Raw genomic sequence first — 23,349 nt, forward strand, 5'->3', positions numbered from 1 at the left:
ATAATATATTATGAAATATTCAGATGTTTTAAGTGCAGTAGAATTAGTTATAGAATCTAATGATGTTCCTTTAATTATAGGGGAGAGTGGAATAGGTAAAACTGCATTAGTTAAAGAACTTTCAAGAAAAAGTAATTATGTTCTTATTACAATAGATGCAAATCTTTTAAAAGAAGGAGAAATTGGAGGACTTCCAACAGTAGTAAATGGTAGAACTTTATATGCAACTCATGTAAAACTTTCTCAAATTGAAGAATGCTCAAAAAGAGGAGAGAAGGTACTATTATTTATTGATGAGCTTAATAGATGTGAGCATGCTGTTCAACAAGAGCTTATGAATCTTATATTAAATAGAGAAATTAATGGCTTTAATATAGATGACAATGTAAAGATAGTTGCTGCTATGAATCCATCTAATAAGTATGAAGACTATAGAGATAGTGAATATGCAGTTGTTGATATGGACCAGGCTCAAGAAGATAGATTCGTATGGCTTAATATGGAGGCTGATGTTAAAGAATGGATTAAATGGGCAATGACAGATGGACATATTGATGAAGATATCATTGAATTTATAGGAATCTTTCCAGAATATCTTAATACTCCAAATTCAAGAGAAAGTATTAAAGGAACTCCAAGAAGTTATGAGAGGGTATCTAAAGCTTATAAAATATATAAGAATAATAAAGAAAAATATTCTTTTGAAGTATTTTTAAGTGTTGTAAAAGGTAACTTAGGAGTTAGTATATCAAATGATTTTATAAGTTTTATAAAAAATAAGAAAAAACCTATGATTAAGGTAGATGAATTATTTAAAAATGAAGTTATAAATAGTGCTTTAAGAGAAAGAATAGAAAATGAAAATAATTCAAGATTATATATTTTAGCTAAAGCATCATTAAATTATTTAGAATCTTTAAAAGAATTTAGTTATGAACTAAATGTATTTAGTGAACTTTTAAAATATTACCCAAGAGATTTAAGACTTGGAATTATGAAAGAAATTAAAGGTGAGTATAGCCAAAAATTATATAATAGACTTCTAGATAAAGATGAGTTTTTAGAAGCATTCTTTATGATATATGAGTAGATATTATAAAAGGAGGGATATGTTATGGGAGTAAGCTTTGATGAAAAGAGACAACTTTTATTAAAAGAAGCATTAAAATTTAATAGTGAAGAAGATATTTCTTCAAAATTTTCTAGAGAATTTTTCAATTTAGTAGAATCAGTTATAATAAATCAAATTGAAACAGAAGATAGCTTCTTTGGGAATTTTATGCTTAAGATAGATAGAGAAATAAAGCTAGATATAACTTATCCTTTAGGTACAATTATAAAAGTTAATGGATTTAAAATGTTCTTTAATCCAATATTATTTTTAAATAGTTCAAAAAGGGAAATGGGAGCACTTTTTAAACATGAAATATATCATATAATGTTTAATCATTATGAAAGAGAAAAAGAACTTAAAAACTCATATAGCAAAGAAGCTGTAAATATTGCTATGGATATATCCATAAATCAATTCATTAAGCATTTACCTATGGAATGTATGAGAATTAATAATGTTTCTATGGAATATAATTTATCTCTTAAAGAAGACATGCCAATTGAATATTATGCAAAAGAAATTGATAAAGCTATCAAAAAAAGAACAAGCAAAAAGAAAGTTAAAGATAGTGATAAAGTAAAAAGAGAATATGATAATTTAAGTGCCCACGATATTTGGGAAAATATTAATTTAGATAAAGATAGAGTAAATGATCTTACAAAAAAGACAGCTATTAGTTCAATTAAGGGAGATGCTCCAAAATTAATTTTAGATATTATAAAAGAATATAATGAAAAAGAACAAGTTGATTGGCAAAATGTATTAAAAAGATTACTTCCAACTGTAAAAAGTGGTTATAAAAAGACTGTTGTAAGAAGAGATAGAAGACAACCTAATAGAATGGATATGAGAGGAAGACTTAGAGATGCTATTCCAGAAATTATAGTAGCAATTGATATTAGTGCAAGTATGAGTGACTCAGAATTCCATAAGACTTTAATTGAAATACTTGCAATAACAAGAGATAGAGCAAATAAAATTAAAATTATTGAATGTGATGATAATATAAGTAATGTATATGATATAAAAACTCCTAGAGATATTAAGGAAAGAAGTAAGAAAAATGGAGCAACTAAATTTTCACCTGTATTTGAATATATAAGAGAAAATAGGTTATCTGATAGAGTTCTAGTTTATTTTACAGATGGTGTAGGTGAAAAAGAACTTACAGTAAAGCCTACAGTAAGAAATGTGATATGGGTATTAACAGGTGAAGATGACTTGTCATTAAGAGAAAAATTCGGGATTATAAAAAGAATAGATGGAAAGACAGATAAAGGTGAAGGTGGATCTGCTGCTCTTGAAATGATTAGAGGAGTAATTCACGATTGGGCTAGATAAGTTAAATGTTTCATATTGTTAAATTAAAATCACTTAAATTCACAAATTGTTAAAAATATTCGTTTTGTAGTAAATTTGTAACCTTTATGTTAAAATACTTATTATAAGGGGGAAAAGGTATGCAAAATGGGTTTAAAAATAAAAAGTATTTTATTTCAGTTGTAATTATATTACTGATAAGTTTGTCTGTAAATATTATACTTTGTTTAAAAAATAAACAATACAGTCATAGAATTGGGGTTAATTCTTATAAAAATATTGAAACTATAAAAATTAAAAATGAAAAGAATATTGAGATAATAAATAAGACAATAGATACATTAAAAATTAATAATGGAGAATTATTAAATTTATATAATAATTATAGTGATATGGCAGATTGTATAATAAAACTTTGGGATGATTATAATTTTTATAATGAAACTGACAGAGGAATATTTATAAATAAAGAAATAGATACAAGTAAAGTTATAGAAAATGATATATACTCAAGAATAGAGAGCTATTTAGGAAATACTTTAATTAATATAATGAGCACAGATAGTGATGATTTAGTAGTTAAAGGAAAAGATTTAGAAGATTTTGAAGTTATGAAATCGTTAGCTATTAATATGGATAAAATATTTAAATCAGTTGATGAAAGCAGATTAGGAAATGGAAATAGCAGTGATAAAGAGAAAAAAGTTATAGATAATAAATACTGGATAGATATTTTAAGAGAAATAGATAAAACTAGTAGTAAATACATTGATTATGATTTTATAAAAGAAGTTAAAGTAACAAAGGCAATATATTAAAATAGAGGTCTACAAAATGATTTAAATTATTTTGTAGACCTTTATTTTTTTATAAGTTTTTCTTTTTGGCTATACCTGTAAGCATAAGAGTAATAGCACCGTCACCTGTAACGTTACATGCTGTTCCAAAGCTATCTTGAAGAGCAAATATAGTTAAGATAAGTGCAGTACCAGCTTCATCAAATGCTAGTACACTTATTATTAATCCAAGGGATGCCATAACAGTACCCCCAGGAACTCCAGGTGCACCTATTGCAAATATTCCAAGTAGTAATATGAATAGTATCATTGTTCCAATGCTTGGAAGTTTTCCATAAAGTATTTGAGATACAGTCATTATAAAGAATACTTCAGTAAGGACTGAACCACATAAATGGATATTAGCACAAAGTGGTACAGCAAAGTCTACAATATCCTTTCTAAGTGCTTTAGATTTTCTTGCACATTCTAAAGCTACTGGTAAAGTAGCAGCGCTAGACATTGTTCCAACAGCTGTAAGATATGCAGGTCCATAATATTTAACTACTTCCCATGGGTTTTCTTTAGAAATTATTCCACCAATAATATAAAGAACTGTAAGCCAAATAAAGTGTCCTACTAGAACTATAAGTATTACTTTAAAGAAAACTGGCAATTGAGTCTTAAGTCCACCTTCATAAGATAATGCAGCAAAGTTTGTTGCAATAAAGAAAGGTAATATAGGAATAATTACTTTATTTACAATATTTAAAACAATATTTTGGAACTGATCTAGTAATTTTTCAAATAAATCTGCTTTTGACCAAGCAGTTGATAGTCCTAAAAGTAAAGCAAGTGCAAGTGCACTCATAACACTCATAATAGGTGGTATGTCAAGCTTAAATAATAATTCAGGAAGTTGTCTTAAAGTTGCAGCACTTGCATCTATAGAAAGGTTTGGAATTATGTTATAACCAGCTACCATAGATAAAAGGGCAGCAAACACTGAAGATAAGTAAGCAATTAAAACTGCATACCCCAAAAGTTTACTAGCATTTCCCTTAAGCTTTGTAATGGATGGAGCAATAAATCCTAATATTATTAATGGCACAGCAAAGAATATTATCTGACCAAGAACATATTTTATAGTAATGACTACGCCTATAACTGATTCAGAAGCATAATCACCAATTATAATACCAATTACTACCCCGATAAGTAGTTTGAAAATTAGATTGTTAAATAATTTTTTCAAAATAAAGTCCTCCTTTTTTAGTTATTTATATAAATTTTATTTATAAGCATTTAAAATAGTGATAAAAGTTATAAAAAAAACTTCTGCCTCTATATTACAGAGGCAGAAGTATACTTCCACGGTTCCACTCTGTTTATATGCAATATATAATAATGCATAAAACTTTAATTATCAGATACAAATATATCATAACGCTGTAACGTGCGTTCACGCTTTAATCTACTTTAAAAAAATTTCGAAAAAAGAGCTCATAGATGCACTCAATTGATAAATTCCCTTAAAGTCTCTTTCAGCTTATAAAGACTATTCTCTGTATAAGTTAAAATTATCATACTTTTCTAATCACTGCTTTTAAAATATAATTCAATTCTTACTAATTTGATACGAATTCTGTAATTTGATTATATGAAAAAATTTTTATAAAGTCAAGTAGGAGTTGATAAATTTTTCTTTATAGGAAAAGTATTGAATAAAAAAGGCCTAGAAATAATATAATTTCTAGGTCTTTTCAATAAATTATTATAATAAATATATTTTATTTAATAATTATAAGATTAGTGACATCCGCCACCACATGATCCGCATCCACCTTCTGGAGCGATAACAGGTTTTAAGCTTAATCCGTTTCCGTTATTTTCAGCTGATGAAAGGATAATGAATCCACCGAATTCATCAATTAAGTTCTTTCCTATAATGAAGTTTATTTCATTAACTGTTTCAACTACATCATCATCAGTAGCATCTTCAATTGTTATGTTAAAAACAGGACCGCTACAAGCCATTCCAGCTAAGTTGATTCTTATATTATAATTTTCTACTTTGTTTTCGTCTAAGAATTCTTTAAATTCTTTGTAAGCTTCTTCGCTTATTGTTAAGTTCTTCATAAAATCACCTATCCTAATTTATTTTATACTCATATTATATCACAATGTAATTCAAAGTAAACCAGTCAGAATTGAAAAAATTATGTATAATAAAAAAATTTAAAGGAATATTGGAAAATAAAGAGAATGTATATATAAAGAAAATTTTATTTAAATAATTTTACAAATTATAAAAAATACATTATAAATAAAAGGGTAATATAATAAAAGGGATGATACTACTAAATAAAGAAAGGATGGTTTTAAGTGAAACCATATGACAAAAATTTTGTATTAAATAAAATTAAAGAATATGATGAAAAAATAAATTCAAATATAATTGGTAATCACGAAATATTTAAAACATATAATAAAGATAAAATAACAGAAGGTTATATGTATAAGAAAAATGAAGAGTTTAATATAAATATGCCTGATTTAGAAGGTAAAGATAAATATTGGATGAGAATTTCACCAAAAGAAGTACAAAGTACTTATGGTATTATTAAGCAAGCTTATGGAAAGGTTGGAGTTGTAGGTCTTGGACTTGGATATACTGTTCAAGAAATGGCAAAAAGAGATGAAGTTAAAGAAATAATTGTTTATGAAATAGAAGAGGATATAATTAATTTATATAAAGAAAACTTTGGAGAAAATAAAAAAATAAAGATAATTAAAGGAGATGCTTATAAAGCTAAAAGTGAAACTTTTGATTATTTTTTTGTTGATATTTATGAGTATAAATTAACTGATAAAGTTGTTTCAGATTATGTTATATTTAATAAACTTCATAAAATTGAAGATTATACATTCTGGGGAGTGGAACATTTCTTATTAAGCTCTAGATATGAAGAAATAGTTTGGGTATATATACCTGAAATTTGGATGGAACTTAGTAAAAAAGCCTTTGCATCACTTCAAGAGTCAGGATACTTAAAATATTATGAAAAGTTAGATGAAAAATTAGTAAGTGATATTCTTCAAAAATTTAAAGTTGTATTAGAATAATTTTATATTATTTAGTAGAATATTTACTTAAAAATAAGACTTAAATAAAATAATAAACAATTTAAAGAAGCAATATTAATAAAAAGTATTGCTTTTTATTTTTATATAAATATTTAAACATACAACATAATTATTATAAAAGTGTAGAGAATAATAAATGTGGAGAAAACCTTTACTAAAAATTTACTAGTTAATTATTTAACAAAAATGAAAAGTTATGATATAATAATTATAAGAGGAGATGAATATTATGGATAAAGATAAATTAAAAATTCAATTAGAAAAGAGATATTTTAATACTAAAGGTTTTTGTAATGCTGTGTGTGAAAAATTAGGTGCGGATGGCTATGAATGTATTGTGGATAATTCAGAAGACATCATTGTAGATGGTGAAAGATATTCTTTAGAAAAATGGAGTTTTGATTACGAATCACCAATACAAGAAGCAATATTTAAAAGAGTAGAAATTAATAGATAAAAATTTTCAAGGAAATAGTTAAAAAAATAACCAAGTTTGGAAGGTTGTTTAAGTAATGTATTTAAAATTAAATATTAAGAGATAGGGCAATATTTTATTATTAGAATTATGTTTAATAAGAAATGTTGCCTTAATTTTTTTATAAAAAAGAGTACTCTATAAAAAGAGTACTCTAAAAATTTCTTATTTAACAACTATATTAACAAGTCTTCCTTTGATAACAATAACTTTTACTATATTCTTACCTTCAGTATTTTTAATTATATTTTCATCAGCTAAAGCAGCAGCTTTAATACCTTCTTCATCAAGGTCAGATGCAACATTAATTTTAGCTTTTATCTTACCATTAACTTGAATAGCTATTTCAACTTCGTCTTTAACTAAAGCTTTAGGATCGAATTCTGGGAATGATTCGTTAAATACTGAAGTAGTATTTCCAAATAAGCTCCATTGTTCTTCAGAGAAGTGAGGTGCAAATGGTGCAAGTATTTTTATAAAGCTTTCACATACTTCTTTTAAGAATGAAGTATTTTTAACTTCTTCTTTATTGTATTTTGATAGAGCATTTATAAATTCCATCATTCTTGCAATTGCAGTATTAAATTGCATCTTTTCTCCATCTTCACTAACACCTTTAATTGCAGTGTTAAGCCAGAAGTTAAGTTCTTTTTCAGCTTTATCTATAGTAGTTTTTGAATTGCCTGAATTTATAGCTTCTCTTGCAATTTCAAGATTTCTTTCAATTCTATCTACAAATCTACCAACAGATTTAATTCCATCATCACTCCAAGCTCCACCTTCAGTGTAAGCAAATCCAAACATTAAGTACATTCTAAATACATCAGAACCATATTCGTTAATGTAATCATCAGGTGAAATTGTATTACCTTTTGATTTACTCATCTTAAGTCCATCTGGTCCTAAGATTAATCCTTGGTGAACTAATGAAGTAAATGGTTCATCAAAGTTTAAGTAACCCATATCTCTAAGTGCTTTAGTTATAAATCTTGCATATAGAAGGTGCATACAAGCATGTTCAGGTCCTCCAACATACATATCAACTGGAAGCATTTTATCTATAAGTTCTTTATTAAATGGAGCTTCAGTATTTTTGTTGTCTGGGTATCTTAAATAATACCATGATGAACAAACAAATGTATCTAAAGTATCAACTTCTCTCTTAGCCTTTCCGCCACAGCATGGGCAAGTAGTGTTAACGAACTCTTCGCACTTAGCTAGTGGTGATTTACCGTCTGGTGCAAATTCAACATCATATGGTAATTTTACTGGAAGGTCTTTTTCTGGTACTGGAACAGTTCCACATTTTTCACAATAGATCATTGGAATTGGGGCACCCCAGTATCTTTGTCTTGATACAAGCCAGTCTCTTAATCTGTAGTTAACCTTTTGGCTACCTTCCTTAGTTTCTGCTAATTTTTCAACGATTTTAACTTTAGCTTCCTTTGTAGTTAATCCATCAAATTCTCCTGAATTAACAAGTATTCCATGTTCGCAGTATGGAAGTTCAGTTTCTGATCCATCTTTAGGAGCTATAACTCTGTTTATTGGAAGATTGAACTTTGTAGCAAATGCAAAGTCTCTTTCATCGTGAGCTGGAACTGCCATTACAGCACCAGTTCCATAGCTTGCAAGAACATAGTCTGAAGCCCAGATAGGAACTTCTTTTCCGTTTATAGGATTTATAGCATAAGCTCCAGTAAATACTCCTGTTTTTTCTTTAGAAATTGATTGTCTTTCTATTTCAGATTGTTTAGCAGTTTCTTCTTTGTAAGCTTCAATTGCAGCTTTATTTTCTGGAGTTACTATTTCATCAACTAATTTATTTTCAGGAGCTAAAACAACGTATGAAACTCCACATAAAGTATCAACTCTTGTTGTGAATACATCAAATGTTAAATCATGATCTTTAACTTTGAATGTAACTTCAGCACCAGTTGATTTACCAATCCAGTGTTTTTGCATTGATACAGTTTTTTCTGGCCAGTTAAGTCCATCTAATTTTTCAAGTAGTTCATCAGCATAATCTGTAATCTTTAAGAACCATTGAGTTAAATCTTTCTTAGTTACTTCAGAATCACATCTTTCACATAATCCATCAACAACTTGTTCGTTAGCTAAAACTGTATTACATGATGGACACCAGTTAACAGGAGCTTTCTTTCTGTAAGCTAATCCTTTTTCATATAATTTTAAGAATAACCATTGAGTCCATTTATAGTAATCAGGTCTGCATGTTACAACTTCATTTTCCCAGTTAAACATTGCACCCATAGCTTTTAATTGTTCTTCCATTTTAACTATATTTTTTTCAGTTGAGTCTTGTGGATGAACTCCTGTTTTAATAGCATAGTTTTCAGCTGGTAATCCGAAAGCATCAAAGCCCATTGGTTGGAATACATTATAGCCTTTCATTCTCTTAAGTCTTGCCCAAGTATCAACTGGTCCGTAGTTGAACCAATGTCCAGCATGTAGCTGACTTCCTGATGGATAAGAGAACATTTCAAGTACATAAAGTTTTTTATCTAATTTGCTTGGGTCAAACTTATAAAGTTCTTCTTTTTCCCATTTTTCTTGCCACTTTTTATCTATGGCAGTTCCGTAGTTTCCCATGGTATAATTCCTCCTATAAATTAATTGTGTAAATAAATCATTACTAAGTATTTAATGGATAGTATAGACATTTTTTGAAATAAAAAAACCTTCCATCTCTTAAATATAAGAGACGAAAGGATACTTCCGCGTTACCACTCTTGTTAGGAAATCTCAAATTATGAAATTTTCTCACTCAATAATTTAACGGTTAAAACCGTACTTGATTATTATCTCAAGTAAGCTTATAGACAAGTTCCTATATTTGTAATACTGCTTTGCACCAAAATAGCAGCTCTCTAAAATTACAAGTGTATAGTACTACTCCTAATCATAGCAATAATATATTTATTTTTAATCATTTGTTTAAAATTATATCCTACAGCACTTTAAAAAGTCAAGTATCATTATATCAAATCATGTAGGAAATATTATAAGTAATTAGGAGATTAGAAGTTAAAGGAGAAGCATTACCTTTAATGCATATTACGATAGAATAATCATGAATTCAGTGAAATAGGCTGTTTGCTACTAAATGTATAAAGCAATATAATAGAAGAAAGTGTTTATTAAACTTAGGAGAGTGATATTTTGGTATCATTTAGGAAAAACTTGAGAAGTATCCTACTTATAATAGTAGGCTCAGGGATATTAGCCTTTGGAAGTTATAACTTTAATTATCAAAATGGAGTAACTGAAGGGGGAGTATTAGGATTAATATTATTAGTCAAAAATGTTTTTGATATTTCACCATCTATAACAAATATTCTGATAGATTTTTCACTTTTTGCCCTTGGAGCAAAATTCTTTGGAAAGAAATTTTTATTATGTTCTATTTTTGCAACAATATCTTTTTCTGCTTCATATAGAGTTTTTGAAACTATAGGATTTTTAGTACCAGATTTAAAAGACCATATGTTAATAGGAAGTATATTTGCAGGGATTTTTGTAGGTGTTGGTGTAGGATTAGTTTTAAGAGCAGGGGGAGCATCTGGTGGAGATGATGTTATAGCTTTAGTAACATCTAAATTTACTAAGCTAAAAGTTAACCACGTGTACTTTTTAACAGATGCCGTAGTTTTAATTATGTCATTAGTATATTTAAGATTCAATCAAATTATATTTTCTATACTAGCTGTTATGATAAGCGGAAAGCTTATAGAAGTTATATATGAATATAGTGGTAAATCATCAAATAATGATGAAGAAATTGAAGGTGAATATGCTTAAATAAAGTAAATTAAAGGTTTAAAGAGTAGTTTTTAGAAGTTAATATTTTATACTTAAGAAAGATTTAATAATTAAATTTTTAAGCTTAATACAATTAAAATATTGTATTAAGCTTATTTTTTTTGCTTAAGTATTAAAAAAAGTATTGTATTATTATAAAAATATAAAAAATATCAATGGAATTTAGTCCAAAAGTTTGAAAGTGAGATTATATTAATATAAAATGTTAATAAATATTAAACATTGTTAATAAATAGCAATTAAGAAAAATAAAGATTATACTTTATTTTTAAAATACAAAAGAAACAAAATAGGAGATTTATTTAATATGATAAGAAAAAAAATAAGTAAAATATTAGCTTTAGCAACTATATTATGTTCTGCAGTTATAATTGCGCCGCACAATGTAACCGCTAATGCAACTCAAATTAAAGCAGAGAGAAGTGTATCATCTGTAGGAAAAGTAACAGCAGTAAGTGGATTAAATATTAGAAAGAGTGCAAGTACAAGCTCACAAATTCTTAAAACAATTCCATATAGTGGACAAGTTAATATAAAGAGTAAAAGTGGAAGCTGGTATTATATTGAGTATAATGGAACTTATGGCTATGTAAGTGATAGTTATATTAATATAATTTCAGGAAATAGTTCTAATAATAATTCTAGTAGTTCAGTAAATGGAACAGGAAAAGTAATAGCAAGAAGTGGATTAAATTTAAGAAAAAGTGTATCAACAAGTGCTGGGATAATAACAACAATTTCATATAATTCACAAGTTAATATAAAAAGTAAGAGTGGAAATTGGTATTATGTAGAGTATAGAGGGGCAGTTGGCTATGTAAGTAGTGATTACATACAAATGGGATCAAGTGGATCTTCTAATTCACAAAATTCAAACACTCAAATAAATGGATATGGAAAAATTACAGCAAGAAGTGGATTAAACTTAAGAAAAAGTGCATCAACAAGTGCAGGAATAATAACAACAATTCCGTATAATTCACAAGTAAGTATAAAAAGTAAAAATGGGAATTGGTATTATGTAGATTATAGGGGTTCTTTAGGTTATGTAAGCTCCGATTATGTAGAAAGAACACAAGGCAATAATTCTACATCTAATAATCAAGTAACTTCTAAATATGATAGAATATTAAGCGCTATGAAATCTCAAATAGGTAAACCATATGTTTATGGGGGTTCATCACCATCAACAGGTTTTGATTGTTCAGGGCTTATGCAATGGGGATTTAATCAAGGTGGAATTAACATAGGTAGAACTACTTATGATCAAGTAAATGCTGGTTATGGAGTAAGTGTAAATAGCGCAAAACCAGGAGATTTATTAGTTTATTCTAATAAAGGACATATTGGTATGTATATTGGAAATGGACAATGGATAGAATCACCAAGTACAGGTAAGACAGTAAGAATTTCAAATGTACCTTGGAATAAGATTGGATATGCAAGAAGAGTTATAAAGTAAATTAAATATAAATTTTAGTATAAAACCTTCTAAGTTATACTTAGGAGGTTTTATTATATTTTTTTAAAATTTAGTAATAAATTTAATTATATTTAAATATATAATAGTATGAAATTAAATTTCTTATAAATAAAAAAATGATGAAAATTTGTTTTAAAAAATCATTGTAAAAAATTCGCAGGATGTTATAATGTAATTGTGATTGAAATTAAATTTCTTTTTAAAAAGCATTTAAATGAAAAAATATTTCAATGAAGGGAGATGAGATATTAATATGCAGGTGAATTTAATAAAATTAGACACTGAGAAAAGAAATTATGATACTGAAAGTATAGACAAGCTACCAACAATAGAAGTAGTAAAATTAATAAATAATGAGGATAAAAAAGTTGCATTTATAGTAGAAAAGGAATTAGAGTATATTGCAAGTGCTATTGACTTGGTATATGAACAAATAAAGCTTGGAGGAAGGCTCATTTATATAGGGGCTGGAACTTCTGGAAGGCTTGGAATATTAGATGCGGCAGAATGTCCACCAACTTATGGAATTAATTTTGATTTAGTACAAGGAATAATAGCAGGTGGGAAAGATGCAATATTTAAAGCGAAAGAGGGGGCCGAGGATTCAAAAAAATTTGCAGTAGATGATTTAAAAGCTATAGGATTTAATAAGAAAGATGTCTTAATTGGAATTGCAGCATCTGGTAGAACTCCTTATGTTATAGGTGCACTTGAATATGCAAAAGAAGTTGGTGCAAAAACAATATCTTTATGTTGTGTTAAAAATGGAAAAATTTCTAAGGAATCAAACATATCAATAGAAGTAGTTACAGGTCCAGAAGTTATAACTGGCTCAACTAGAATGAAAGCAGGGACTGCTCAAAAAATGGTTTTAAATATGATATCAACTGGAGTTATGATAAAATGTGGTAAGGTTTATGGAAATTTTATGGTTGATTTAAAACCTACAAATAATAAATTAGTTGAGAGAGCTAAGTTAATAATAATGGAGTCTACAGGTTGTGAAAGAGAGACTGCAGAGAAATTTTTTTATAAAGCATCTGAAAACGTTAAACTGGCAATTTTTATGATTCTTTCTGGACTGGAAAAGAATGATGCTATAGAAATATTAGAAAAAAATGAAGGGAGAATTTCAAAGGCCATAGATTCTATTTAAAATGGAGGAGATTTTATGAATAGTTTAAAAATAACCGTAATTGGAGGAGGAAGTAGTTATACTCCAGAACTTATTAATGGATTTATAAAGAGAAAAAGTGAATTACCTGTGAGAGAAATAGTACTAGTTGACATTGAAGAAGGAAGGGAGAAGGTAACAATAGTATCAAAGCTTGCGGAAAGAATGATTAAAAAAGCAAAGTTAGATACAAAAATTTCAGTTTCTTTTGATAGAAAAGAAGCATTAAAGGATGCAGATTTTGTTGTAACTCAATTTAGAGTAGGTGGATTAGAAGCCAGAGCAAGAGATGAAAGGTTTCCATTAAAGTATAATGTTATTGGACAAGAAACATGTGGACCAGGAGGATTTGCTAAAGCACTTAGAACAATACCAGTAATACTTGATATATGTAAAGATATTGAAGAGGTATGTCCAAATGCATGGTTAATTAATTTTACAAATCCATCAGGAATGGTTACAGAAGCAATAAATAAATATACAAATGTAAAATGTTTGGGTTTATGCAATGTTCCAATACATATGAAGATGACATTTGCAGATGTACTTGGAGTTAAACCAGAAGATTTATTTGTAGAATATGTAGGATTAAATCATTTAGTATGGGCTAAGAGTATATGGCTAAATGGGAAGAATATAACAAAAGATTTAATAAATGAAATGACAGACTTTGAAAGTTTATCAATGAAAAATATACCGGCAATAGACTGGGATAGGGATTATTTAAAAGCAATAGGAATGATACCATCACCATACCATAGATATTATTTAATGACTGCTGATATGGTAAATGAAGAAAAGGAAGCAGCAAGTGAAAACGGAAATGGAACTAGAGCTGAGGTAGTAAAGAAAGTAGAAAAGAATCTGTTTGAAATTTATAAAGACGAGTCTATTGATACAAAACCTAAAGAACTTGATAAAAGAGGTGGAGCATATTATTCAGATGCAGCAGTTTCTTTGATAAGTGCAATATATAACAATAAAAAGGAAATACACACAGTTAATATATTGAATAATGGAGTAATTAAAGAACTTCCAAGTAATTGTGTAATAGAAACTAATGCAATAATAGATAATACTGGAGCTACTCCACTTACATTAAAGAGTCCATTAGCACAGGAAGCAATTGGATTAATATATTCAGTTAAATCTTATGAGATTCCAGCTGTAGATGCAGCAGTAAAAGGAGATAGAGAAAAAGCACTCATAGCATTAGTAAATAATCCATTAATCCCATCAATTGATATTTCAAAGAAATTATTAGAAGAATTACTAGAAATAAATAAAGATTATTTACCACAATTTTAAATATAAGGAGTAGAACGATGAAATTTGAAAATGAAATATTTGAACTTATCTCTAATACTGGTGAGGCTAGAGCTAACATTTTTAATTCATTAGAAGAAGCTAGAGTAAATAATAATGAAAAATCAAAAGAGTTTGAAAAAATTGCTGAACAGTATTTAACAAAAGCTCATAATATTCAAACTAAGCTTATTCAAGAAGATATAACATCAGAAGGAATTAATGTCTCTCTTTTAATGGTACATGCACAAGATCAATTTATGACTACAATGTCAGAACAATATTTAGTAAAAAAGATGATAGAAATGTATGATACCATTCATAATTTAGAAAAAAAGTTGGAGGAAACTAGATGAAAGGATTATTAATTATAAGTATTTATATAGTAGTTGTAGTTATAGCAGCAATGCTTCCAATTAAATTAACTAATTATATGTATAAAAAGAAAAATATTTTAATTAATAGATGGATTTATGGATTTTCCGGATTTTTAATTATGATTTTACCAAATTTATTCTTTGATAATATTCCTAAAATTTTAAACAGAATATTTTTACTAATATTTTTCTTTTTAATTATGATGTTTTTTGAAACATCAAGAATTAAAGTTGAAAAATACAGTATGAAAACTATGTTTGATTACACATGGCTTGCAAAAAGAACAGTTAAAAAGAAATTATAAGGGGAGGTAATATTATGATTAGAGAAAAATTAATTATAAGTGGAAATGTTAGTGAAGGTGGAATAAGATATTTTGCTCAAATGAAAGCCTCAGCTCTTAAATTAACTGGTTATGCAAAAAGAGGATTAGAAGGGACTATATTAATAGAAGCTCAAGGAGAAAGAGAAAATATTTCTAAATTAAAAGAAAAACTTAAAGTAGGAAATGGCTTTTTTGAAGTAGCCAATATAGAATCTAAAGAGATTGATATTATTAAAGACGAAAAAATTTTTTCAATAAAGTAATATATATTTAAGGAGGAATTATTTATGAGAGTATTAATGGTTTGTTCAGGAGGATTTTCTTCAACAATAGTTGTAAATTCTATAAAAAAAGAGGCAGATAAACAAGGATTGCCAATTGAAATAATGGCATGTGGTACACCTGAGTTTCTTGAAAACGTTTCAAATTTTGAGCCGGAAGTTGTAATAATTGCACCACAAGTAAAACATAGATTTCCATATTTTAAAGAGGAAGGGGATAAGATTGGTCTTCCAGTAGAGCAAATTCCTTTAAATGCATATACACCATTAGGTGCACCAAAAATTATTGAAGATATATTAAAAAAATATATTGAATAATTAAAATATAAAAAAGGGGGGAATTAATATGAATAAATTTATGGATAAATTTATGAAGTTTTTTGATGAAAAAATTACACCACCATTAACTAAGGTATCCGAGGTTAAACAGTTAAGAGCTATAAGAGATGGAATTATATCTACAATGCCTTTAATATTAATAGGTTGTATGTTTTTAGTTATTTATAACTTCCCAATACCTGCATGGAGAGAGTGGATTACGCCAAAAGCTGGAGTGTTTTTAATACCATTTAGAATTACAGTAAGTTTAATGGCTTTATATGCGTCTTATGGTATGGGATATGCATTAGCAAAATCTTATAAGTTAGATGGGGTTAGTGGTGGAGTATTAACTATGGCTGCATTTATCTTAATGAATGTTCCTAAAACAGTATTAGATGCTGTATCAGGAGAAGAATTAGGATGGGCTTTACCTATGGAGTACTTAGGTGGTTCAGGAATGTTTGTAGCTATTATATGTATGCTTATTGCAGTTGAGATTCTTAGGTTTTGTAAGAAGAGAAATTTAACTATTAAAATGCCAGAACAAGTACCACCTTCAGTTGCTAGATCTTTTGAAGCTTTAATTCCAGGACTATTTATTATTGTATTAGTGTGGATTGTTAGGGTTTTATTAGGATTTGATGTAAATGCTTTCTTAATGAAATTATTTGAACCTTTAATGGGTATAGCGGGTAATAGTTTAATTGGAATATTAATTCCAGTAATTTTAATGTGTTTATTATGGACAACAGGTATTAGTGGAGATTCTGTTATAGGTTCAATAGTTAGACCAATTTGGTTAGTGCTTATGGATCAAAATATGGCAGCTGTTGCAGCTGGAGAACAAGCTAAAAATATAGGTGTAGAAGGATTCCTAGATGTATTTTTATGGATAGGTGGTACAGGAGGTACATTAGCTTTATGTATACTATTATTAAGTTCAAAATCGGCATATTTAAAAGAAGTAGGAAAATTCTCAATAATTCCAGGGTTATTTAATATTAGCGAGCCTATTATGTATGGAGCTCCTATTGCAGTAAATCCAATATTAGCAATACCTTTTATAGTAGGCCCAATAATTACAACTTGTATAACATATTTTGCTATGTCTTGGGGCCTTGTAGCAAAGGTATCTGTAATGGCTCCGTGGACTTTGCCAGCACCAATCAAAGCATTTTTGGCAACAAATGATTGGAAAGCCATAATATTGGTAATAATTAATTTCGCAATATATGTTATTATTTATTATCCATTTTTTAAGGCATATGAGAAAAAACTTCTTTCAGAAGAAGGAGAAAATTAGAAGTTATATTAAGGAGCTAGATAATTCTAGTTCCTTATTTAAAATAAAGGGGGAATACAGTTATTAAAATGAATGTAAAGAATGGAATAGATAATATTAAGGAATATGACTATCTATTTAAGAACAAGAGAATCGGATTAGTAACGAATGTAACAGGAGTAGATAAAAACTACGTTTCTACTATAGATATAGTTAATAAATTATATGATTTAAAAATTTTATTTTCACCAGAGCATGGTTTAAGAGGAGAGTATCAAGCTGGAGATAATATAGAAGATTATATTGATAATATTACGAATAAACCTGTAATAAGTCTTTATGGGAGCAAAAAGTCACCAACTGAAGAAGAACTTAAGAAGATAGATGTTCTTATTTATGATATACAGGACTTAGGGATAAGATATTATACATATATATATACTATGTATTTATGTATGAAAGCTTGTAGCAAAAATAATATTAAATTTGTAATTTTAGATAGAATAAATCCATTAGGAGGAGCTTTTATAGAGGGAAATATATTAGAAAGAAAATATTCTTCTTTTGTAGGAATGTTACCGATACCTAATATATATGGGTTAACTGTAGGTGAATTAGCTTTGTATATTAATTCTAGTGAAAATATAAATTGTGATCTTGAAATAATAAAAATAACAGGCTGGAAAAGAGGAATAAAAATAAATGATACAGATTTACCGTGGATACCACCATCTCCTAATATACCAACACTTGACTCAGCATTAATATATGGTGGAACCTGTTTATTTGAAGGAACAAATGTATCAGAAGGAAGAGGAACAACTAAACCTTTTGAAATGATAGGAGCACCATGGATTAATTGCAATGATTTAGCTAATGAATTAAATAAAATTGGTGAATTAGGAGTTCATTTTAGAACGGTATATTTTATACCAAAATTCTCGAAATATAAGAATAAATTATGCAGTGGAGTTCAAATTCATATTAAAGATTATACTAAATTTTCTCCAGTTAGAATAGCGATAACTATTTTATATAAAATTAAAGAGTTATATCCTAGTAAATTTAAAGTTCATATAAACTCAAATGAATTCAAATATGATTTTTTTAAACATTTAACAGGATGTGATTATATATTTAAGAAATCATTAGTAGAAGTATTTAAGAAATACAAACAAGATGAAAATGAATTTGAGAAATTAATAGCTAAATATAGACTATATTAGGAGATGAATTTATGTATTATTTAGGAATAGATGGCGGTGGCACTAAAACACAATTTACAATAATAAATGAAAATGTAGAGGTTATTCAGTCCATTAAAAAAGGTACATCTCATTTTAAACAAGTTGGACTAAATGGAGTAGAGAGAGTTTTAAGAGATGGATTGAACGAAGTACTTAATAAAAGTAATTTAAGTAAATATCAAATAGGTGGAGTATGCATTGGACTTGCTGGTTATGGCAACATAAGAGAGGATAGAGAGAAGCTTCAAAATATAATAAAAAAAGTATTTAAAGATTTTAATTATATTATAAGAAATGATGTTGAAATAGCTATTTCAGGTGCGTTAAATGGAGATGATGGTATAGTAATAGTTTCAGGTACAGGCTCTATTGCTTTGTCTAAAATAGGTAATGAATTTAAAAGATGCGGAGGTTGGGGATATTCAATTGGAGATGAAGGATCAGCTTATTGGATAGGAAAAAAAGTAATTGAGATATTCTCTAAAGAAGCTGATGGAAGATTAGATAAAACACATATATATGATATAATTAAGAAAAATTTATCACTTTCAAATGATTATAATTTAATTAAATATATTAATGAAGAGATAAAGTGTGACAGATTAGAAATAGCTAAATTTTCAAAGCTATGCTTTGAGGCTGCAAAACTTGAAGATATAAATGCAATAAATATATTTAATCTAGCAGCAAAAGAGCTTTCTGATTTAGTAAATATTCTAATAAAGGATTTTAAAAGTAATAATATAAAATTATCATATATTGGTGGAGTTTTTAAATCAGGAAAATTTATTTTAGATCCATTAAAACATTTAGTGGATAAGAAGTGTGTATTAGTTTCTCCAAAATATACAGCTGATATAGGCGCAGCGCTGCTTGCATTAAAAACTTATAATAATATGTTATAATAAATTAATGTTTATAAAATGAATTAGGAGTCAAAAAATGAGTTGTTTATATATTATAAAGCAGGGGATGGAAGGATTTACAGAGAGCGAAAAGAAGATAGGAAAGTATATTCTTTCAAATAAAAATGAAGTAATAAACTTATCAGCACAAGAACTTGCAGAAAAAGTATCTGTATCAGCAGCTGGAGTTGTGAGATTTGCAAAAAAAATAGGCTTTAAAGGTTTTACTGCTTTAAAGGTTGAACTTGCAAAAGACAATGAAGAAGAAATAGTAGACTTTAGTGAAATGATTAGTGAAGATGATGATACAAAAACTATGATAAAGAAAGCAATAAAGTCTAATATTAATACATTAGAACAGACGTATAAGCTTATAAATATGGGTGTAATTGAAGAGGCTATAAATACTATAGCAAATGCTAAAAAAATATATATTTATGGAATAGGGGCATCAGGGCTTATTGCATTAGATTTTCAATATAAATTGCTTAGAATAAAAAAAGATGTAATATATAATAATGATTCGCATATACAACTTGCTATTGCATCTCATATAGGAAGTGATGATGTTGCAATAGGAATAAGTTATAGTGGTGAAACTAAAGAAAGTAATATTGCTATGAATGAAGCAAAAAATAATGGAGCAAAAGTAATTGCTATAACAAGATATAATAATAGTACATTATCAAAAATTTCAGATATGACACTTTATATACCAAATCAGGAGAAAGAACTTAGACTTGGTGCAATAGCTTCAAGAATGTCAGCTTTAACATTGATTGATATTCTATATCTAGGGATTGTTAAGAATGATATACCAAAAACAAAAGATTATATTACTGGTACTAGAAGAATAATAGAAAAAATAAAATAAAAATATTAAACCTAGAGGTTAACTATAAATTAATCTCTAGGTTTTTCTTATATAATTTAATGTTTGTCATATATTAAAGTTTTAATTAATAAAAATATAGTAAATATTAAATTTATAGGATGATAAGAATATGGTTGAAAAGATAAGAATATTTATGGATTTTTTAAACAGGAAAAAAAGATCACTAATAATATTTGTTGTAATTAATATAATAGTTTTTATACTTGGGTTTAACTGTAACATCTTTATAAATAGAGGAGTATATATAAATAGTAGGGAAGAAATATTAGTTAAGATTTGGATTATATTTTTTATTATATCAACAATATACCTATTATTTTATGACTATTTAAAAAAATGGAGCCATTATATTATAAGAGCAAAATACGTATTTATAAGTGCAGACTTTGCATTATTTTTATATTATTATAATTTAAACGAAGAATATATAGTGTCATCAATTGAAAAAGGTCCAAGCTTTATGCCAAAGAGTACCTTTGCTTTTATTCTTTATTTTATTATATTTGTTATCTTTAATATTTTAATAATAACAATACTAACTAAAAGTGTTAAAAGTTTTAGCATAAGTAAAAATACATTAGAAGTTGAATTTGAAAAAAATATAGTAAAGGGTCTTACTTATATAACAGATACTTTAAATTATGTATATGCAAATAACGTGGCGTTATATCAAAATTTAGATGAGATAATAGAAATTACATTTGAAGATATTACTATTAGAAGTGAAGTAGATATAAATGTATTTTTTGACTTTTATAAAGAAATAATAAATTATTTATTCGAAGATACAGGAGTATGTGTAAATATAAGAATTGAATATAAGAATAATTTTGAAGGCTTAAAAAATATAATTAATGATATTGATACGTCAGCACTTTCAAAGACTAATATTTTTGAAGATATAATTCATGATAAAATAGTACAATTTGAGCGATATATTTTTATACCAGTATCTATGAAATTAATCGAAACTAATGTTGTAATAATACTTAATTTTAATAATATTGATGAAACTTTAAGTTCACTTGGCAATATAGTATTTTCTCTTTCTTTATATGCAGAAAATTCAATAAAGAGTTATTTGCTTGAAAAAGAATTAGAAAGATTAAATAAAAGCTTTAATGTAGGGGAAAGGAATGATTAATTAGTATGGCAAAAGCGAAAATAAATCTTGGAAATAAATATAGTAATTTAAATTCAGGAGATAATGAAAGTAATATAAGTAGTGATAATATACTAATTAGATCTACTATATTAAATGTAATAAAAAAGGGGAAAAAGAAAGAAACAATAAATAATAATGATATATATGGCAAAATAAAGAGTCAAATTAATACTTTATACGTAGAATAATATTGTAGAGATATTAAGGTGGTGCCTTATTTTGCTTAAGCTTAAAATTATAAATAAAGAATATGATGATTTTGTGTATATAAAAACAAAACCTTTAATTATAGATTTAATAAAGGACTGTATAAATAAAAGAGATGATAATAATAAAAAAGAGGACAAGTAGAGTTTATAGGTAGAATAACTTTGTAAAGATTTTTATAAGGTTATTCTATTTTTTATATACTTATAAATTTATAAAAAAGAATAATTCGTAAGGTTAAATAATAATAATACAGTAATATTAAATTTTTAGGAGGTATGCAATTTTGAGTGGAATTTTAGAACTTTTAAGTTCGTTTAGAGGACAAGGATTACTAGGATTTATAATTATTGCTATTATTATTTGTATTTTATCATATGGAAGTTTTATGAGTGTTAAATTAAAAAAAGGATATAAAGATTTAAGAGATGAAGTTGAAAATGGAGAAGTTATAGATAATGAAAGTTTAGAAAAAAGTTTTAGAGAAAAGTCTTTAATAAATATAGTTAATCAATTTAAAAAGAGTGCAAGTAGGGGAACTGAAAATATTAATACAGAGGCATTAATATCAAAGTATGTTACAAGAAGTATACCTGTAAATGAGAAGGTCTTAAACCTTCTTCCATCTTTCTCTATAGCACTTGGACTTCTTGGAACATTTTTAGGATTAACTTTATCAATACAAGGTTCAAATGGAGTATTAGAATCTGGTGTAAAAACTATGGATGTATTTTTAAAAAATATGATACTTCCACTTCAAGGTATGTCAAGTGCATTTTGGACTAGTATATTCGGGGTAATAAGTTCAGTTATATTAAATTTACTTATACAAAGTGCAAAGCGAGAAAAGGATGATTTTTATGATGAATTTGAAGATTATTTAGATAATACTTTATATAGTGAACATGCATTTAGTTTTGTAACACAATTTGAAAGGTTTAATGATACTATATCAACTTCAATGATTACTTTAGCGAAAGATATGAGAGCTTTATTTAAAGAAGGAATAGATGAGCTTGTATCAAACATAAATAAAAATACTGTAGATATGACAGAGTCAGCAAAGGTACTATCAAACTATACTAAGGACTTGCAACTAGTTATTGAATCATTAAATAAATCTGTAGATAACTTTAAAGAGCCTATTGATAGCTTTAAAGGTGCGATTGATGAATTTGATATAACAACAGAAAAATTAGAGTTTGTTATGAATACATCAGTTAATAAGCTTTCAGATAAAATTGACATATTATCAGAGGTTATAAATAACTTAGATGTAAGTATGGGGGAACAAAAGGAAGCTATAGAGCTTATGAATAAAGAAGTTAGTGGATATAAAGAAGGATTAGAGCTTGGATATAAGGAGCTTATAAGAAGTTCTGAGGGGATAGAGGCTGTAATTAAGGAAAGTAATAATAGAGTTTCAGAACAAGTAAGAAGTTTAAAAGAAGGATATGAAGGCTTTGAAGATGGAATAAATGACTTTGTAACAAATATTGAAAACTTAAGAGAAGGTATAGGTGATGTTATATTAAAGGTTTTAAAAGAAGAACTTAATAATATATCAGAACAAATGGCAAGTAAATTAAATACTCCAATTAAAGGAATAGAGGAAGCAACTGAAAGCTTAAGTAATAATACAAGAATTGTTGGAGAACTTGTAAAGGCAACAAACGAATTAATTATTGAAGCTTATGAAAATTAGG

Annotated in this window: 24 protein-coding genes and 1 other annotated feature; of the genes, 21 read left to right on the plus strand and 3 right to left on the minus strand. The window is 27.2% G+C overall.

The window, feature by feature from the left end; all coding sequences use genetic code 11:
- The first annotated feature begins 10 nt into the window (after positions 1-10).
- From ACZ5TJ_RS03495 to ACZ5TJ_RS03505, 3 genes are all read left to right on the plus strand, one after another.
- Positions 11-1,090, plus strand: a complete 1,080-nt coding sequence (locus ACZ5TJ_RS03495) for an AAA family ATPase (RefSeq protein WP_464201328.1) — start codon at positions 11-13, stop codon at positions 1,088-1,090.
- 24 nt (positions 1,091-1,114) lie between these two features.
- Complete coding sequence (locus ACZ5TJ_RS03500; protein ID WP_464201329.1) at positions 1,115-2,455, plus strand: vWA domain-containing protein; 1,341 nt, start codon at positions 1,115-1,117, stop codon at positions 2,453-2,455.
- A 119-nt stretch (positions 2,456-2,574) separates the two neighbouring features.
- On the plus strand, positions 2,575-3,252 hold the full coding sequence (locus ACZ5TJ_RS03505) for a hypothetical protein (RefSeq protein WP_464201330.1): 678 nt from the start codon (positions 2,575-2,577) through the stop codon (positions 3,250-3,252).
- A 49-nt stretch (positions 3,253-3,301) separates the two neighbouring features.
- Here ACZ5TJ_RS03505 and ACZ5TJ_RS03510 read toward each other — a convergent pair whose 3' ends face one another.
- Positions 3,302-4,465: a dicarboxylate/amino acid:cation symporter gene (locus ACZ5TJ_RS03510; RefSeq protein WP_464201331.1), complete on the minus strand. Its 1,164-nt coding sequence runs from the start codon at positions 4,463-4,465 to the stop codon at positions 3,302-3,304.
- Between the two features lie 554 nt (positions 4,466-5,019).
- Positions 5,020-5,349, minus strand: a complete 330-nt coding sequence (locus ACZ5TJ_RS03515; RefSeq protein WP_464201333.1) for a HesB-like protein — start codon at positions 5,347-5,349, stop codon at positions 5,020-5,022.
- A gap of 246 nt (positions 5,350-5,595) precedes the next feature.
- On the opposite strand from ACZ5TJ_RS03515, the gene ACZ5TJ_RS03520 reads away from it, so the two are divergent.
- Both ACZ5TJ_RS03520 and ACZ5TJ_RS03525 read left to right on the plus strand, forming a co-directional pair.
- On the plus strand, positions 5,596-6,336 hold the full coding sequence (locus ACZ5TJ_RS03520; protein ID WP_464201334.1) for an rRNA adenine N-6-methyltransferase family protein: 741 nt from the start codon (positions 5,596-5,598) through the stop codon (positions 6,334-6,336).
- A 250-nt stretch (positions 6,337-6,586) separates the two neighbouring features.
- Positions 6,587-6,814, plus strand: coding sequence for a hypothetical protein (locus ACZ5TJ_RS03525; protein WP_464201336.1), 228 nt, complete (start codon positions 6,587-6,589; stop codon positions 6,812-6,814).
- A 183-nt stretch (positions 6,815-6,997) separates the two neighbouring features.
- Here ACZ5TJ_RS03525 and leuS read toward each other — a convergent pair whose 3' ends face one another.
- Positions 6,998-9,445 carry a leucine--tRNA ligase gene (leuS, locus tag ACZ5TJ_RS03530; RefSeq protein ID WP_464201338.1) on the minus strand — a complete coding sequence of 816 codons (2,448 nt, stop codon included), beginning with the start codon at positions 9,443-9,445 and terminating at the stop codon, positions 6,998-7,000.
- A 105-nt stretch (positions 9,446-9,550) separates the two neighbouring features.
- Positions 9,551-9,768 (minus strand) — a binding site (T-box leader).
- A 247-nt stretch (positions 9,769-10,015) separates the two neighbouring features.
- Here leuS and ACZ5TJ_RS03535 point away from each other — a divergent pair.
- The 16 genes from ACZ5TJ_RS03535 (at position 10,016) to ACZ5TJ_RS03610 (ending at position 23,348) form a co-directional block, all read left to right on the plus strand.
- On the plus strand, positions 10,016-10,654 hold the full coding sequence (locus ACZ5TJ_RS03535) for a YitT family protein (protein ID WP_464201339.1): 639 nt from the start codon (positions 10,016-10,018) through the stop codon (positions 10,652-10,654).
- Between the two features lie 328 nt (positions 10,655-10,982).
- Positions 10,983-12,137 (plus strand): C40 family peptidase, encoded by a 1,155-nt coding sequence (locus ACZ5TJ_RS03540; protein ID WP_464201341.1) that lies wholly within the window; start codon positions 10,983-10,985, stop codon positions 12,135-12,137.
- A 274-nt stretch (positions 12,138-12,411) separates the two neighbouring features.
- Positions 12,412-13,314, plus strand: a complete 903-nt coding sequence (gene murQ, locus ACZ5TJ_RS03545) for an N-acetylmuramic acid 6-phosphate etherase (protein ID WP_464201342.1) — start codon at positions 12,412-12,414, stop codon at positions 13,312-13,314.
- A gap of 15 nt (positions 13,315-13,329) precedes the next feature.
- Positions 13,330-14,640 (plus strand): 6-phospho-beta-glucosidase, encoded by a 1,311-nt coding sequence (locus ACZ5TJ_RS03550; protein WP_464201343.1) that lies wholly within the window; start codon positions 13,330-13,332, stop codon positions 14,638-14,640.
- Positions 14,641-14,657: 17 nt separating this feature from the next.
- Positions 14,658-14,993 carry a PTS lactose/cellobiose transporter subunit IIA gene (locus tag ACZ5TJ_RS03555; protein ID WP_464201345.1) on the plus strand — a complete coding sequence of 112 codons (336 nt, stop codon included), beginning with the start codon at positions 14,658-14,660 and terminating at the stop codon, positions 14,991-14,993.
- Positions 14,990-15,319, plus strand: coding sequence for a hypothetical protein (locus ACZ5TJ_RS03560; RefSeq protein ID WP_464201347.1), 330 nt, complete (start codon positions 14,990-14,992; stop codon positions 15,317-15,319). Before ACZ5TJ_RS03555 ends, ACZ5TJ_RS03560 begins: the two co-directional genes overlap by 4 nt.
- A 14-nt stretch (positions 15,320-15,333) precedes the next feature.
- Positions 15,334-15,603, plus strand: coding sequence for an acylphosphatase (locus ACZ5TJ_RS03565; protein ID WP_464201349.1), 270 nt, complete (start codon positions 15,334-15,336; stop codon positions 15,601-15,603).
- 24 nt (positions 15,604-15,627) lie between these two features.
- The gene (locus tag ACZ5TJ_RS03570) at positions 15,628-15,939 is read left to right on the plus strand and encodes a PTS sugar transporter subunit IIB (RefSeq protein ID WP_464201350.1); all 312 of its coding nucleotides are present in this window, start codon (positions 15,628-15,630) and stop codon (positions 15,937-15,939) included.
- Between the two features lie 28 nt (positions 15,940-15,967).
- Positions 15,968-17,245 carry a PTS sugar transporter subunit IIC gene (locus ACZ5TJ_RS03575; protein ID WP_464201352.1) on the plus strand — a complete coding sequence of 426 codons (1,278 nt, stop codon included), beginning with the start codon at positions 15,968-15,970 and terminating at the stop codon, positions 17,243-17,245.
- A gap of 68 nt (positions 17,246-17,313) precedes the next feature.
- Complete coding sequence (locus ACZ5TJ_RS03580) at positions 17,314-18,450, plus strand: exo-beta-N-acetylmuramidase NamZ family protein (RefSeq protein WP_464201353.1); 1,137 nt, start codon at positions 17,314-17,316, stop codon at positions 18,448-18,450.
- Between the two features lie 11 nt (positions 18,451-18,461).
- Positions 18,462-19,376: an N-acetylglucosamine kinase gene (locus ACZ5TJ_RS03585; RefSeq protein ID WP_464201354.1), complete on the plus strand. Its 915-nt coding sequence runs from the start codon at positions 18,462-18,464 to the stop codon at positions 19,374-19,376.
- Between the two features lie 37 nt (positions 19,377-19,413).
- On the plus strand, positions 19,414-20,250 hold the full coding sequence (locus ACZ5TJ_RS03590; RefSeq protein WP_464201355.1) for a MurR/RpiR family transcriptional regulator: 837 nt from the start codon (positions 19,414-19,416) through the stop codon (positions 20,248-20,250).
- Positions 20,251-20,380: 130 nt separating this feature from the next.
- Entirely contained in the window at positions 20,381-21,415 is a 1,035-nt protein-coding gene (locus ACZ5TJ_RS03595) for a hypothetical protein (protein WP_464201356.1), read from the plus strand.
- Between the two features lie 5 nt (positions 21,416-21,420).
- A complete protein-coding gene (locus tag ACZ5TJ_RS03600) occupies positions 21,421-21,624 on the plus strand; it encodes a hypothetical protein (protein ID WP_464201357.1) in 204 nt (67 codons plus the stop codon).
- Between the two features lie 31 nt (positions 21,625-21,655).
- On the plus strand, positions 21,656-21,787 hold the full coding sequence (locus ACZ5TJ_RS03605) for a hypothetical protein (RefSeq protein WP_464201358.1): 132 nt from the start codon (positions 21,656-21,658) through the stop codon (positions 21,785-21,787).
- A 142-nt stretch (positions 21,788-21,929) separates the two neighbouring features.
- The gene (locus ACZ5TJ_RS03610) at positions 21,930-23,348 is read left to right on the plus strand and encodes a hypothetical protein (protein ID WP_464201359.1); all 1,419 of its coding nucleotides are present in this window, start codon (positions 21,930-21,932) and stop codon (positions 23,346-23,348) included.
- Position 23,349: the final 1 nt, after the last annotated feature.

This window comes from Clostridium budayi (assembly GCF_055396605.1).

What these genes read in the sequence shown, in the direction of transcription:
- ACZ5TJ_RS03495 (WP_464201328.1), top strand. Translation starts at nt 11, where the DNA reads ATGAAATATTCAGATGTTTTAAGTGCAGTAGAATTAGTTATAGAATCT.
- ACZ5TJ_RS03500 (WP_464201329.1), top strand. Translation starts at nt 1,115, where the DNA reads ATGGGAGTAAGCTTTGATGAAAAGAGACAACTTTTATTAAAAGAAGCA.
- ACZ5TJ_RS03505 (WP_464201330.1), top strand. Translation starts at nt 2,575, where the DNA reads ATGCAAAATGGGTTTAAAAATAAAAAGTATTTTATTTCAGTTGTAATT.
- ACZ5TJ_RS03515 (WP_464201333.1), bottom strand. Translation starts at nt 5,349, where the DNA reads ATGAAGAACTTAACAATAAGCGAAGAAGCTTACAAAGAATTTAAAGAA.
- ACZ5TJ_RS03525 (WP_464201336.1), top strand. Translation starts at nt 6,587, where the DNA reads ATGGATAAAGATAAATTAAAAATTCAATTAGAAAAGAGATATTTTAAT.
- leuS (WP_464201338.1), bottom strand. Translation starts at nt 9,445, where the DNA reads ATGGGAAACTACGGAACTGCCATAGATAAAAAGTGGCAAGAAAAATGG.
- ACZ5TJ_RS03540 (WP_464201341.1), top strand. Translation starts at nt 10,983, where the DNA reads ATGATAAGAAAAAAAATAAGTAAAATATTAGCTTTAGCAACTATATTA.
- murQ (WP_464201342.1), top strand. Translation starts at nt 12,412, where the DNA reads ATGCAGGTGAATTTAATAAAATTAGACACTGAGAAAAGAAATTATGAT.
- ACZ5TJ_RS03550 (WP_464201343.1), top strand. Translation starts at nt 13,330, where the DNA reads ATGAATAGTTTAAAAATAACCGTAATTGGAGGAGGAAGTAGTTATACT.
- ACZ5TJ_RS03555 (WP_464201345.1), top strand. Translation starts at nt 14,658, where the DNA reads ATGAAATTTGAAAATGAAATATTTGAACTTATCTCTAATACTGGTGAG.
- ACZ5TJ_RS03560 (WP_464201347.1), top strand. Translation starts at nt 14,990, where the DNA reads ATGAAAGGATTATTAATTATAAGTATTTATATAGTAGTTGTAGTTATA.
- ACZ5TJ_RS03565 (WP_464201349.1), top strand. Translation starts at nt 15,334, where the DNA reads ATGATTAGAGAAAAATTAATTATAAGTGGAAATGTTAGTGAAGGTGGA.
- ACZ5TJ_RS03570 (WP_464201350.1), top strand. Translation starts at nt 15,628, where the DNA reads ATGAGAGTATTAATGGTTTGTTCAGGAGGATTTTCTTCAACAATAGTT.
- ACZ5TJ_RS03575 (WP_464201352.1), top strand. Translation starts at nt 15,968, where the DNA reads ATGAATAAATTTATGGATAAATTTATGAAGTTTTTTGATGAAAAAATT.
- ACZ5TJ_RS03580 (WP_464201353.1), top strand. Translation starts at nt 17,314, where the DNA reads ATGAATGTAAAGAATGGAATAGATAATATTAAGGAATATGACTATCTA.
- ACZ5TJ_RS03585 (WP_464201354.1), top strand. Translation starts at nt 18,462, where the DNA reads ATGTATTATTTAGGAATAGATGGCGGTGGCACTAAAACACAATTTACA.
- ACZ5TJ_RS03590 (WP_464201355.1), top strand. Translation starts at nt 19,414, where the DNA reads ATGAGTTGTTTATATATTATAAAGCAGGGGATGGAAGGATTTACAGAG.
- ACZ5TJ_RS03595 (WP_464201356.1), top strand. Translation starts at nt 20,381, where the DNA reads ATGGTTGAAAAGATAAGAATATTTATGGATTTTTTAAACAGGAAAAAA.
- ACZ5TJ_RS03600 (WP_464201357.1), top strand. Translation starts at nt 21,421, where the DNA reads ATGGCAAAAGCGAAAATAAATCTTGGAAATAAATATAGTAATTTAAAT.